Source organism: Mycobacterium branderi (assembly GCF_010728725.1).
GTDB lineage: Bacteria > Actinomycetota > Actinomycetes > Mycobacteriales > Mycobacteriaceae > Mycobacterium > Mycobacterium branderi.
Window position 1 is genome coordinate 702,544 of sequence record NZ_AP022607.1, and the last position, 12,505, is coordinate 715,048.

A 12,505-nucleotide genomic window follows, 5' to 3' on the forward strand; every position below is an offset into this window, starting at 1 on the left:
TCAGAAGCTGGCGGTCGGGTGCTTGCCGTCCCACGTCTGGGCGGCGGCGCGCATTGCGGCGAATGCGTCGTCGCGCATCGGGCTGGGTTCAAGCAGCTCGACCATGAAGCCGAGCGTGGGTGAGGTGTCCACCCAGCAGGTGCGGCTGCCCATCAGCTGGCCCTCGAATGCCAGCTCCGCCCCGGCGGCAATGTAGATGTCGCGTTCGGCCTCGTAGTCCTGGCAGATCAACGCCAGATGGTGCAGGCCGGATTGCCCGCGGGAGAACAGATCACGGAAGATGCCGGGCTCGTCGTTGTCCTGACAGACCAGCTCGACCTGTAAGTCACCGGCGTAGGCGATGGCAGCCGTGACCGCCGGGAACCCGGCGCTGCTACCCCGGTATTCACCGTGGCTGAACTGCACCCCGTCAAAACAGAAGAAGGGTCCGACGCCGGCGTCGCGTACCCAGGAGTCGATGGCGCGCTGAAGATCCGGTACCACCCAGCACATCTGCATGAAACTGCGAGCGGCGAACGATTCCGGGAAAGGCGACGTGACCATCGTTTCAAAGTCCTTGGGGCTGTGCTGGTGCCGCTCGCGCGCAGCGATGTGGGACGCGTTGCCTCACCGTCATCCGATCAACGGGAAGCGTTCGTCGTCGAGCGGCTGCCACTGCGTCATGGCGGTCGAGTCGAAATTCGGGGTTGGTGAGCCGTTCCAGCAGACATCGGCCGGCTGGGTGGCAAGCAGGTAGCCCCACCGAGGCCGGTCCAACGTGTTCGCGCTCGCGCCGTGGATGGTGAGGTGGGTGTGAACCGAGATGTCGCCCAGTTCATAGGTCATCTGCTCGCTCATGCCGAGCTCGCGAAGCTCCGGGAAGACGTCCAGAGCATCACCGCCACCATAGGTGGTGTAGTCGCCGAGCACCCCGGCGCGGTGCGAGCCGTTCACGAACGACATGGTGCCCGCCTGGGGTCCGTACGACTCCAGGGGAAACCAGAAGGTCAGCCCGCCGGAGCGGTCGACGGCGAACGTGATGAAGTCCTGGTGAAAAGCGGTGGGGCCGTTTCCTCCGTGCCGAGAAGGCTTGGAACTGGGCAGCTTCGGCACGAAGTAATCTGCGTAGTATCTGACGCCCACCCCCGCGCCATCGGCCGTGCTGCGCCTTTGCAGCAGCCTCGCGTTCTTGCCCACCTCGTAGATCAGCGGGCGCATCACCGGGTCCGTCAGGCCAGAGCTCTGACCGACGTTGAAGTAGGCGATGGGATCCTGATTCGCTCCGTCAGCCGCCGCGTCACCCGCGCCCGGGTCCAGCGGATTGCTGTCGGCATCGTCGCCCATTTTTTCGCGGGCGATCTCGAGCATCCTGCGCACCACGTCGGGATCGACGAAGCGCTTCAGCTTCACCCACCCGAATTCGTGTAGGTGATCGACTTCCTCGGCAGTCACCGCCCGGCACGGCGACTCCACGACGGTTGCGTCTGTCACGATTTCAGCGTCTCCTCGTCAGTATCGACAGGTTGGAAGGGAAAAGGGTCCGATCGCCCGCATGTCGTGCCCGACGGTGACTAGATGAATCGCCCCGGCCCTGTGCGGAATGCGTAGAGCCCGACGACTTTATCCTCGGGAAGCGTGTAGGGCGTGGCCACTTCCTCCGGTGTCGGACCGATTTTGGCCGCGACGGTTGCCAGTTTGTCGCGGTCGAGTCCGTATACCTTGATTGCGTTGTCGCCCAAGTACTTTCGGGTGTATTTCGGATCTACGTCGCAGAACGTGAACCGGATAGCCTCTTTGGTGTCCGGCCAAGTCCCCTCGGCGTGCGGATAGTCGTCGCCCCACATGACTTGGTCGGTGAGATCCTGCTCGATACCCAGCTTCGCTTCCCAGTTGGACATGAAGCTCGCCCCGACATAGCAATTGCGTTTGAAGTACTCCGATGGCGGCAGGGACAATCCGGCGCGGACCCATTCTCCGGTTCGGTTGTGGTAGAGCCCGTCCATGTTGGCCATGACGCCGGGTGCCCAGTCCATCCACTGCTCGGTCAGTACCAGCTTTAATTTCGGATGCCGCTCGAAGACCCCGCCGAGGATCATCACCCACACGCCGCGGCGGGTCCGAAACAGCGTCTCCATCATGTACATCGCCTGGGCGCCCTGCCCCTCGTACGGGTAGTGTTCGCCTCCGCCGCCGTGCGTGTTCAGCGTCAACCCGGTCTCCTCGCACGCAGACCAAAGCGGGTCCCACACAGGGTCGTTCAGCATCGGGAAGTCGCCGCGCGGTGCCGGTAGGTTGATACCTTTCAGGCCCGCCTCGGCCGCCCATTCGACTTCACGCACACACGCCGCCGGATCCGAGATCGGGATGTGGGCGATTCCCACGTGGCGTTCCGGGGCCGACGAGACGAAGTCCGCCAGCCACCGGTTGTAGATGCGCACCCCGAGGTCCTCGAGGTGGTTGTACTTCGAGTCGCCCCAGCCGAGCAGGCCGGTGGTCGAGAACGGGATCGATTCGCCGTTGAGACCTCCGTGGAAGATCACCGATGCGGCAACGCCTTGGTCGTCCATGTCGGCAACGCGCGCTGCGGGGTCTTGGAGACCGGTGACGAAGCTGTGGTCGTAACTGCGTTTCAAAAAGCCCAGCTCGACCTGGTCCGCGTTGCGGATGCCGGCGGTCTTGCCGAATTCTTCGGCCTGGGATTGATCCAGGGACCAGTTCTCCTCAGAGCCGGAGTTGCCGGCTTCGGAGGAGCGCAAGGAGAAAAAGCCGTGTTGCTCCATCTCTGCGACGAACTGATCGAACTCTTCGAGGAACTTCGGTTCGCAGTATTGGCGCAACTGGTGTTTGACCGACGGGCCGACGTGGCTGTCGATTGACACGACGATGTACGGCTCGTCCGGGCAAGTGTCGGCGTCGGAGCTGATCGGGTGCTGCACCATGCCTTCCCTCGTCAGTCGTGACCTCAGTCGGAGGTCTTCCGGTGTGGGCATTGTGATGCTAACCACCCGCTGCATTAAATGCAACACCGTTGTACTTTTAGCTCGGCGTGGTAATTATTGCGTGCTTGGTGCAAATCCTGGTTAGAGTGTGGGCATGGCATCACGCGCCCAGGAACGCACTCGCCGGCATGTACTGGATGCCGCGCGGAGCTTTCTCGAGGAGCATGGAGTCGAGCAACTGTCGATGCGCCGCCTCGCAGACGAGGCCGGTGTGAGTGTCCGTACGCTCTACAACCACTTCGGCGACAAGGACGGTCTGCTGACCGCGCTCATCCAGCGCTCGATCGATTCCATGGACGCTGCCGTTCATCATCTCTCGTCAGCCGATCCGATCGAGCGGATCTGGGAAGCTGTCGCCCTCTCGATTGACAAGGTGGTTGCCGATATTCCCAAAGCCGTCGTGCGCGCGGTGCTCATGGACGACCGGCTGCTCAACCAGATCAACCTTCGCTGGACGGGTTGGGATCTGATCGTCACCGAGATCCGGGCCGCCACTCGCCGGGGTGCGCTTCGCGATGACCTTGACCCCGACGTGCTCGCCGACCATGCCGGAATGGTCCTTTTCCACCTGCAGCGGCGGTGGACCGCCGGTGAAATCGACAGCGACGAGCTACGAGCCGGCGCGCTGCATGCCTTCGACCTGTGCTTGCTCACTGTCGCCAGGCCGCGGGCACGAGCCCGGATCCTGGAGCACGCCCAGTCACTCAAACCTGTCAGATCAAGGCTCGCCCAGGCGTGAGCATCGCTTAACAAGTCGCGGATTGGTGCAACATGGCCGTGCAGGTGCAGCGATGAAATTGCCTCTGCCGCAAGATCACACCGAACCCGCCCGCGTGCACGACGCCCAACGACGAGAAAACCGCGCAGCTGTAGTGAGGTGGCCGAAAGCGGCTCGTGGCCGCCCGCGGGTCGCGGTGATCGCAGCTGACCTCAACGATGTCGTCCGGTCGGCGGGCGGGTGGTTATTCGACCGCACGATGGCCGGCTGGCAGGTCGACGTTGCGATGGAGTCGATGCCTGTCGATCCTTGCCCACTGAGGATCTTGGGTGCTCACTCCGTTCACAGCATGTCCGATAGCGCGCCGAGTGATCGCGGGACATCGCGGGCCCTGCTGATTTCCACGAAGGCGCTGCATTGCAGCGTGCTCACCCTAGACAACCTTCGCGCGGCACTGCAGCGTGGTATCACCGACATCACGTTGTGGGGTACTGCATGCGAACATATCGATTTCGATTTCACCGCCGTGACACATCAACTCAGCAGCGCGGCACGGGCTTTCAAATTCCATGCGCTCGCGGCGGCAGGGACACCGGTCACTTCGGTTGACACCACAGAACAGCTGTGGCGGCCAAACGCATAGCCCCATCCCGATTTTGCCCGGCACCTGATTCTGCGACATCCGTTGGGCGGGGCCAAGGTCCGCGTGGCATCGGGTCAGTTGAGCCCGAGGCTGGCCAGCCCGTCGAGATCGTTGATTGCCGCGCAGGCACGCTCGGTAGCCAGCGCGGTGACAGCGCTAGGTTGCATCACTTCCGGCACGGTCACCCACATCACCGGATACAAGGCGTTCTGGCGGTATGACAGCCAGGCATCATCGAAGCTCGGCGAGTCGACGCCGCATGCAGCCAGGCCATCGAGGTAGTGGACGAGAAGGTCCCGCTCGTGCCTGCGGCGATCATCGATCGTCAATGCACTGAGCAGCAGCTCGGTGAAATCAGCGGCATACGGTCCAACCATCGCCATCTGCCAGTCCAGCAGGCCCGGCCGCCCGGCTGAGTCTCGAAATGTGTTGCCCAGGTGAGCATCACCGTGCAGCAGGCACTGTGCGCATCCGCGGTTGGCGTCCAGCATGGCTGTCAGGGCACGAACGGTGTACTCGTAGTCGCGCAGCGCGGCCGGTACCGCAGCGGCGTAGGGCTGCTCCAGACAGCTCAGCCACGCCTGCCGGGTTAGCAGCTCGGGAACCAGGTCGGGCCAAGAGCCGAACGTCGCCAGCTGCGCGCTCCCCCACGTCGCGGCGTGCAGGCGCGCGAGCTGGGCAAGCAGATCGGCCACCGTGTCGGCGCCCACCGGCTGCTGCATTGCGCCGAAGACGACGCCGCGTAGGCGCAGGTCCTCCAGGACGACGACACTTCGCCGCTCGGCTTCGTCGAGATTCGCAAAGTAGCAGCGCGGCAGATTGATCGTCAGCATCGGGGCGATGTCGCGATAGAACCGGGCCTCCCGTAGTTGGAGGTTCAACAGCGCCGGGGATAAGTCGTGGCCGCCGAACGTCCCCTTCAAGACAAGCCGCTCGGGCAACCCGGCATCGCGACCGGTGTCGTCGTAAGTGACCGAAACCGGGATCTTCGTTCCGGTGCCAATGATGCTGGGGTGAACCTCCATTGAGGTGACGCACACATCTGATCGACTCCCGCTCGACAGTGCACACGACAGCCACTGCGGGGTGAGATCGCCGAGTGTGTCCGGAAGCGGTATGTCGGACGGAACGACTTTTCCCATGAGACCTTCCTGGTCATTGGCGACATGACAGCTGAACCGGCGCGGCGTGGGACGCTGGCTCGTCGTCACAGCCCGGCGATCAAACCAATCGTGTCGTGATCGAGCATGGCCTGGCTGACTCTGGCGGCGTTGGCCGTGTTCACCGCCTCGGCCTGATACTTCGATTCGGTGGTGATCCAGATGAAATGGCCATAGATCAAAAAGATGCCGTACTGGCGCATCGCCTCGTCGAAGCGTGGGGCTTGCACGCCGTTCGCGCTGAGCTGATCGAGATAGTGGCCGACCAGCGCGCCCTCCCAATGGGCGCGATCGGCGACGTCGATCGCCGCCGACACGTGGTATGCCACTTCCAGCATTCCCGGCCCGCGGCTCGCCAGCGTGTCGAGGAAGCGGGGCGTCCCGTCGGCCTCGATATAGAGATTGCCCAGGTGGACGTCGCCGTGCAGGACGCATTGCGGCAGTGCTTGGCCGTATTGCGTCACCTTGGTCCAGCTGTCAATCAGCCAGTGCCGGTCGCCGAAACGCGTTGACACCGCCACTCCACGCGGCGCGCTGATGCAGCGTTCCCAGTAATCAGGTGAGCTGCATTTGTCGAAGAAGGGGCGCATGACGTCGAAGAAATCGACGAGGTCGGCCCATTTGCCGCCGGGTTTGATCTCCGTGCTGTCCCACGTCTTGGCGTGGAACTCAGCCAATACAGACAGCCGGCGGGCGACCTGCTCGTATGTTTGCGGTTTGGTCGCGTGACAGAACTGCACGCCCTTGGCGACGAGGTCTTCCATGATGATGATGCCCTGGCGGGCTTGCGCATCGTAATCGGCGAAGTAGCAGGCGGGGTGTGGCAGCGGCACCTCGGGATACACATCGCGATATCCGCGCACTTCGCGCAAGTGCATGTGGTGAAGCTCGCGCCCGTGCTCTTCGAAACCGCCCTTGACGATGACCAGTTCGGGGATTCCCGCCGCGATGGCCGCCTCATCACGGTTCAGCCGCAATCTGATCTTCGAGCATGTCGTGAAAGTGACGTCGAGGACCTCGCAATCCCGTATGGTCACCCCGGGTGCCCGCTGGCGCAAGGCCGCCGTTAGCCACTCGGCCGTCACCTCGTCGACGGTCAGCGGGAGCGGGAAATAGTCCGTCGCTGGCATATACCTTCCTATCCAATAGGCGCGCACCGAATTACGCGGATGCTGTAGCTGCAGGCCTGCTACGGCAGTGGTGTGCCCGGCTGCCTGTCGGTGCGTCGATGCAGCCTTAGGTTGCACCGTCATCTGCGCTGCCTTCCCGCCTGTCGACCTCGATTACCTCCGCCCGGAATTGGTCAATGGCCTCGAGGAGATGGGTCAGGCTGTCTCCAGGCATCGGCACCTGCAGCCATGTCACTCCTATCGCCGCCAGTTTTTCCATTCGGCTCAGGTAGGTGTCTGCATTGAAGTCCGCCCGCCCGGGGGCGGAGGCGCCGTGGTTGGTGAATACCACATCGATCTGCGACCAGTCCCGGCCGAGCACGTCACACCGGCGCCGTAAATCGTCAATGCCGGCTGCCAGGTGGTCGATCCCGTCCAGGACCGCCGTTCCGGTCATGTCGGCCAATGCCGGCTGCGCGCGGAAAGGGCACCAGCCGTCGCCGCGTACGGCCACGCGTTGTCGGGCTGAGCCGGCATTACCACCGATCCAGATCGGCGGATGCGGGCGGCTCATCGGCCGGGGATGCGCCGTGATGCCACAGGCTGTGAAATGCATTCCCTCATACGATATGTCGTCGCCGGTCCAGATCGCCCGGATCACGTCGATGCCCTCATCCAGTAATTGGACACGCTCGTCGAAGTCCACTCCGAGAGCCGCGAACTCGCCCCTGAGGTAACCAGCGCCTACGGCCAGGGTGAACCTGCCACCGGAAAGGCGGTCCAATGTTGCGCCGGCCTTGGCGACCAGGAACGGGTTGCGGTATGGCAGCACAACGATATTCGGGATCAGGCGGAGCTTTGATGTACGCGCGGCTGCGAAACCGAGTGCAACGAACGGGTCAAGTGCGTGGTGTCCCCCCGTGTCGAGCCATTGCTGGGTGGGCGCCGGGTGATCGGTAAACCGGAATCCGCTAAACCCGGCTGATTCCGCCGCCGATGCGACAGCAGCGACCCCTTCCCCGGTGATCAGGTCCGGATGATAGGGGTGCGGGATCATCGGGTGCGTGATCGCGTAATGCATCGATTCACCTCGTCGGAATGATTTCGCTGACGCACTGCCACGGGCATCTCCGCTGCAGACCGCCGTCCAACATGCAGGCAACTATACGTTATGTCTACTCTATATACATTGCGTTCACTATCACGGAACAGCGCGCGCGCCCCAAGACAACTCGCTGATATCGCTACCCGCGGGGCCGCGCGAGAGACTGGATTCGTAGCGTGGTTTACAGTAAAGTGGTGTGCTAAATCCGCACTGTTGCGTGCGCTATGTATAGAGGTGTGTGAAGGGAAGCGCCGAGATCATGAACGGTTCGCAGACGCTGGCCAGGGGTATCAATACGCTGCAGTTGGTGGCAGATGCCCCGACCGGGCTGACGGTGCAGCAGGTTGCCGACGGCGTGGGGGTGCATCGCACGATCGTCTACCGGCTGCTCGGCACGCTGGCGCAGTTTCGGTTGATTACTAAGGGCGACGATGGCCGGTACCGCCCGGCGGCGGGACTGGCGGTGTTGGGTGCGTCGTTCGACGGCAACATGCGCCAACTGTGCGTGCCCACCCTGCGGGGCCTGGCCGACGATCTGGGCACCACGGTGTCGCTGCTGGTGGCCGAGGGCGACCAGCAGGTGGCGCTCGCGGTGATCGTGCCCACCCAGGTCGCCTACCAGCTGGCATTCCACGAGGGCAGCCGCTACCCGCTGCACCGCGGCGCGGCCGGCATCGCGCTGCTGGCGAGCATGCCGCCGCGGCCCGGGGAACGCGACCTGGTGTCGCGGGCCCGCGAGCAGGGCTGGGTCATCACCCACGGCGAGATCGAGCCGAACACCTACGGTTTGGCCGTGCCGGTTCATCGCCAACCGCCGTCGCCGCCAACGTGTATCAACCTGATCTCGCACCGCCAGGACGTCGTGCTGCGCGGCAAGGACGCAGTGATCAAGGCCGCCAAGGAATTGTCGGCAATTCTCAGCTGAAAGTCATCTCAGGTGATTAACGGCCAAGCGGCGAGTAGGCAAGGAGTGGAAACGCTAGGTGTTCGGTGTACCGCGGGTTGATTTGCAGGCTGTGGTGCCCTCGGCCGAGAAGCTTGTCGTACAGGTGTCGTTGAGCTTGGCGGTTCCAGTCTCCAGCGGCGCGGCGGGCATCGAAGTGGCGGCGGGTTCCTGGGGAGTGTCGCGGGGCGGCCAATGCCCACGTTGGATCGGTTCTTTCACAAGTCGTCGAACGAAGCACTTGCCGGCCATCACCCGGCGGCAGATTCCGTACGGAACAGACCCTCGGACACTATGACCGACATCCCATCCCTACTAAGCGATTAGGACTCTCGATGCCCTTGTGGGACCACGAAGTCGATGTCGTCGTGCTCGGCAGCGGCGGCGCCGGTCTCACGGCCGCCCTGACCGCCGCCGCCAACGGCGCTTCGGTGGCGGTGTACGAGAAGGCGCCGACGGTCGGCGGCACCACCGCGGTGTCAGGCGGCGTGGTGTGGATCCCGGCCCATAACCGTTGTCCAGATGGCGAATTGACGGTTGACGACGCGTTGAGCTACCTGCGGGCACAGTCTTTCGGGTCGTTGGACGAGCCGCTGGTCGAGACGTTCGTGCGAACCGGCCCGGCGATGCTCGACTTCGTCGAGGCGCACAGCGGCCTGCGCTTCGAAATCGCGATCGGTTTCCCCGACTACAAACCGGAGCTGCCGGGCGGGCAGCCTTCCGGTGGAAGGTCATTCAGCGCCGCACCCTACGATCTGGCGCAGTTGGGCGAGTGGCGTGATCGGATCACGTCGTTTCCCGCGGACTGGTCCAACGTCGGGTTCGACGCCGAGACCCGTGCGCGGCTGCACGCGGACGTCGACGAGGGCGCCGACTTGTGCGTTGCGGGCACCGCGCTGATCGCCGGGCTGCTCAAGGGATTGCTGGACTTGGGCGTGACGCCCTGCACCGATGCGCGCGCCGAGGAACTTCTCGTCGACGACGGACGGGTGGTTGGTGTCCGGATGACCGGGTCGACCCTTCGAGCGCGTCGCGGTGTCATCCTGGGTACCGGCGGCTTCGAGTGGAACCCTGTGTGGGTCAAGGCGTTTCTGCGCGGGCCGATGCACGGTGCGGTCTCGCCGCCGAGCAACACCGGCGACGGTCTGCGGATGGCGATGGCCCACGGCGCCGAGCTGGCCAACATGGGCGAAGCCTGGTGGGTGCCGATCGTGCAGATCCCCGGCGACACCATTGACGGGCATCAGCGCAGCCGCAGCGTGCGGCTGGAACGCACCCGTCCGCGCAGCATCATCGTCAACCGGGCCGGCCGCCGGTTCGTCAACGAAGCCTGCGACTACAACTCGATGGCCGGCGCCTTCCACTACCTCGATCCTCGCGACGGCTACGTCAACGACCCCGCGTGGATCGTTTTCGACTCGTTGCATCTGAAACGCTACGGCTTCCTGGGCGTCGCACCCGGAGAGCCGGTTCCGGACTGGTTCAATGCCTCCGCCGATTTTGCCGAGCTGGGCACCAAGACCGGCATCGACGCCGACGGGCTGGCCCGCACCGTCGAACACTGGAACCGCAACGTCGGGGACGGATCCGATCCCGAATTCGGCCGCGGCTCAAGCGCATACGACGGCTACTGGGGCGACGAGCGCGCCACCACGCTGGCCGGAAAGACGCTGGGACCGATCGACACAGCCCCCTACTATGCGGTGCCGGTGTCGGTGGGCGCGATGGGCACCAAGGGCGGGCCGCGCACCGACCGCGACGGGCGGGTGCAGCACGTCAACGGGGCACCGATACCGGGTCTGTTCGCCGCCGGCAATGCGATGGCCGGAGTAACCGGGCGCGCCTACGGCGGTGCCGGTGGAACCATCGGCCCGGCAATGGTTTTCGGCTTCCGCGCCGGACACTATGCGGCGACCGGCCAGTCGCTGGACTAAGTTCGCCGCCCCCATCGCTGGGTAGCCTTCCCGCGCACTCGGACAGTGAGGTCGCCAGTCTGCTCACGAAGGCGCTTTTGACGACCACGTTTTCACACGCCGCAGACATACCGCCGTGGCCGCCTTACTCCGTGGTCGCCGAACCAGCGCCGCCGGTCAATGCCGAGGCCACGGCGCGGCGCATGTCGTCGGCGTTGACGATCAGTGCCGAGGGGTCGGTGGTCGCCAACTCGGCGAGTTGCTCTGGTGTGAGACGGTGGTGGCGACGAGCCCGTTCACGTTTGCAGGCGATGACCACCTTGCGGGCGTAGCGGCCATTTCCGGCCTCATCCAGAGCGGTACCGGGCCCCAGTGGGCTGTTCCGCAGCCGGGTCGCCTCGGCATACAGCAGCGGCCAGGCCTCTTCGGCGATCGCGATCTTCTCCTTGGCCGCGATGTGTTGGGCGATCGCCACGATCTCATCGGGGGTGTAGCTGTTGAAGGTCAGCGTGAAATGGAACCGCGACGCCAGGCCGGGGTTTGCTTTCATGAAGCGGCGCATCTCTTTCGGATAGCCGGCGACGATGACCACCAGCTGGTCACGGAAGTCTTCCATGTACTTCAGCAAGGTGTCGATGGCCTGCTTGCCGAACGAGTGGCCCTCGGTTTCGGGCACCAGCCGGTATGCCTCGTCGATGAACAACACCCCGCCGAGAGCTTCCTCGCACACCTCTTTCATGCGCTGCGCGGTCTGCGACACGTAGCCGACGACAATGTCTTCCTCGGTGACCTCCATGACCTCCGGACGCTGAATCTTGCCCAGCCCGAACAGGATTTCGGCGACGATGCGCGCGAAGGTGGTCTTCGCGGTGCCGGGGGGTCCTTCGAGCACGATGTGGTTTTCATTGGTCGTCGACGTTTCCTGGCCCTGGGAAGCCAGCAGTTGATCGATTTGAATTTCGGTGCGCCACACCGCGATCTGCTCTTTAGGCCCATCGAGGCCGATCAACTCGTCCAGCCGGGCCTGGGCCTGGGCAAGTACTTCTTGCTGCTCGGTTGCCAGCGCCGCCGCGGCGCGCTGTTCTCTGCTGGTTTCGGTTGCAGGATCCCATTTGTCGGTCCGGGTGGCGATCGTTTCAGCGTCGGTGACGATCAGCCGGTAATGAGGGTTGTCCAATGCCTGGCGCGCAGCCTCCAGCGGTTGGCCATCCACTGTGGCGGCGTGAAACGCGGCGCGGGCGGCGTCCTCGTCGCCGAGTTCGCGCAGGCACCATCCGCGGGTGAGGGCGACGTCGGCGGCCACGTACGGGTTGTTGGTGGAGATGCGCTCGGTGAGCTGCAGCGCCGCTTGTGCCTGGCCGAGGCTGGCAGCGGCCGCCGCCGACAACGCCGCCACCGCAGCGGTCACCTCGTCGAGGACGTAGGTGGCGTTCGCCGGTGGTGAGACGGCGGTGACTGCGCGGACGTCGGGCCAGCGGCGGGTCTGATGGAAGAGGGCTGCCTTCATGAACTGCTGCCATTGGGCGGCCTGGGTGTCGCCGGTGATGACCGGGTCGTCGAGCGTTTCCGCGGCGGCGTCGTAGCTGCCGGTGGCGATCAGGGCACTCGCGTAGGCAAGGGCGATGGTGGGGCGTGACCACACCGGCATTGCCAGATACAGCGGCGCAGCGACCTGCCCGTGCAGGTCGCCGTCGGCCAAGCCCAGGCGGCGGGTTTCGCGATAAAGGGCGCGGGAATGCTGGTGGGCGCCGGCCAGCGTGTCCAGGTTGTGGTCTCCACAGGCGATGCGCCCCAGCCAGGCATCCGACATGGCGGGGTTGTCATTGGTGATCTGGGTGAAGGCGGCCAGCGCCCTGGCGGTATCGCCCATCTTGTAGCTGTTCATCGCGGCATCGAATGCGCGCCGCTGTTCGGTCGGCGAGGTCATCGCTGTTCC

General features: G+C 64.4%; 11 protein-coding genes. 4 read left to right on the top strand and 7 right to left on the bottom strand.

Annotation, left to right across the window (positions count from 1 at the left end; all coding sequences use genetic code 11):
- The 3 genes from G6N47_RS28365 to G6N47_RS28375 all read right to left on the bottom strand — a co-directional run bounded on the left by G6N47_RS28365 (window position 1) and on the right by G6N47_RS28375 (window position 2,918).
- Window positions 1-543, bottom strand: coding sequence for a VOC family protein (locus tag G6N47_RS28365; protein ID WP_083130599.1), 543 nt, complete (start codon window positions 541-543; stop codon window positions 1-3).
- A gap of 69 nt (window positions 544-612) precedes the next feature.
- Window positions 613-1,431, bottom strand: coding sequence for a phytanoyl-CoA dioxygenase family protein (locus tag G6N47_RS28370; protein WP_232080460.1), 819 nt, complete (start codon window positions 1,429-1,431; stop codon window positions 613-615).
- A gap of 119 nt (window positions 1,432-1,550) precedes the next feature.
- Window positions 1,551-2,918 carry an amidohydrolase family protein gene (locus tag G6N47_RS28375; protein WP_163659966.1) on the bottom strand — a complete coding sequence of 456 codons (1,368 nt, stop codon included), beginning with the start codon at window positions 2,916-2,918 and terminating at the stop codon, window positions 1,551-1,553.
- Between the two features lie 154 nt (window positions 2,919-3,072).
- On the opposite strand from G6N47_RS28375, the gene G6N47_RS28380 reads away from it, so the two are divergent.
- Entirely contained in the window at window positions 3,073-3,717 is a 645-nt protein-coding gene (locus G6N47_RS28380; protein WP_083130602.1) for a TetR/AcrR family transcriptional regulator, read from the top strand.
- Between the two features lie 175 nt (window positions 3,718-3,892).
- Window positions 3,893-4,339 carry a hypothetical protein gene (locus G6N47_RS28385; RefSeq protein WP_139799385.1) on the top strand — a complete coding sequence of 149 codons (447 nt, stop codon included), beginning with the start codon at window positions 3,893-3,895 and terminating at the stop codon, window positions 4,337-4,339.
- Between the two features lie 74 nt (window positions 4,340-4,413).
- Here G6N47_RS28385 and G6N47_RS28390 read toward each other — a convergent pair whose 3' ends face one another.
- From G6N47_RS28390 to G6N47_RS28400, 3 genes are all read right to left on the bottom strand, one after another.
- Window positions 4,414-5,481: a phosphotransferase gene (locus G6N47_RS28390; RefSeq protein WP_163659968.1), complete on the bottom strand. Its 1,068-nt coding sequence runs from the start codon at window positions 5,479-5,481 to the stop codon at window positions 4,414-4,416.
- A gap of 65 nt (window positions 5,482-5,546) precedes the next feature.
- Complete coding sequence (locus tag G6N47_RS28395) at window positions 5,547-6,629, bottom strand: protein kinase family protein (RefSeq protein WP_163659970.1); 1,083 nt, start codon at window positions 6,627-6,629, stop codon at window positions 5,547-5,549.
- A 106-nt stretch (window positions 6,630-6,735) separates the two neighbouring features.
- Complete coding sequence (locus G6N47_RS28400; protein WP_083130606.1) at window positions 6,736-7,689, bottom strand: LLM class F420-dependent oxidoreductase; 954 nt, start codon at window positions 7,687-7,689, stop codon at window positions 6,736-6,738.
- A gap of 283 nt (window positions 7,690-7,972) precedes the next feature.
- Here G6N47_RS28400 and G6N47_RS28405 point away from each other — a divergent pair, with 283 nt between their 5' ends.
- Window positions 7,973-8,638: an IclR family transcriptional regulator gene (locus G6N47_RS28405; RefSeq protein ID WP_083130871.1), complete on the top strand. Its 666-nt coding sequence runs from the start codon at window positions 7,973-7,975 to the stop codon at window positions 8,636-8,638.
- 353 nt (window positions 8,639-8,991) lie between these two features.
- On the top strand, window positions 8,992-10,590 hold the full coding sequence (locus G6N47_RS28410) for an FAD-dependent oxidoreductase (RefSeq protein WP_083130607.1): 1,599 nt from the start codon (window positions 8,992-8,994) through the stop codon (window positions 10,588-10,590).
- 124 nt (window positions 10,591-10,714) lie between these two features.
- On the opposite strand, the gene G6N47_RS28415 is transcribed toward G6N47_RS28410, so the two are convergent.
- Window positions 10,715-12,496, bottom strand: coding sequence for an AAA family ATPase (locus G6N47_RS28415; protein ID WP_083130608.1), 1,782 nt, complete (start codon window positions 12,494-12,496; stop codon window positions 10,715-10,717).
- Window positions 12,497-12,505 lie beyond the last annotated feature (9 nt).

Coding starts and splice junctions, on each gene's coding strand:
- G6N47_RS28410 (WP_083130607.1), top strand. CDS start 8,992: ATGCCCTTGTGGGACCACGAAGTCGATGTCGTCGTGCTCGGCAGCGGC.
- G6N47_RS28365 (WP_083130599.1), bottom strand. CDS start 543: ATGGTCACGTCGCCTTTCCCGGAATCGTTCGCCGCTCGCAGTTTCATG.
- G6N47_RS28380 (WP_083130602.1), top strand. CDS start 3,073: ATGGCATCACGCGCCCAGGAACGCACTCGCCGGCATGTACTGGATGCC.
- G6N47_RS28415 (WP_083130608.1), bottom strand. CDS start 12,496: ATGACCTCGCCGACCGAACAGCGGCGCGCATTCGATGCCGCGATGAAC.
- G6N47_RS28405 (WP_083130871.1), top strand. CDS start 7,973: ATGAACGGTTCGCAGACGCTGGCCAGGGGTATCAATACGCTGCAGTTG.
- G6N47_RS28375 (WP_163659966.1), bottom strand. CDS start 2,918: ATGGTGCAGCACCCGATCAGCTCCGACGCCGACACTTGCCCGGACGAG.
- G6N47_RS28395 (WP_163659970.1), bottom strand. CDS start 6,629: ATGCCAGCGACGGACTATTTCCCGCTCCCGCTGACCGTCGACGAGGTG.
- G6N47_RS28400 (WP_083130606.1), bottom strand. CDS start 7,689: ATGCATTACGCGATCACGCACCCGATGATCCCGCACCCCTATCATCCG.
- G6N47_RS28390 (WP_163659968.1), bottom strand. CDS start 5,481: ATGGGAAAAGTCGTTCCGTCCGACATACCGCTTCCGGACACACTCGGC.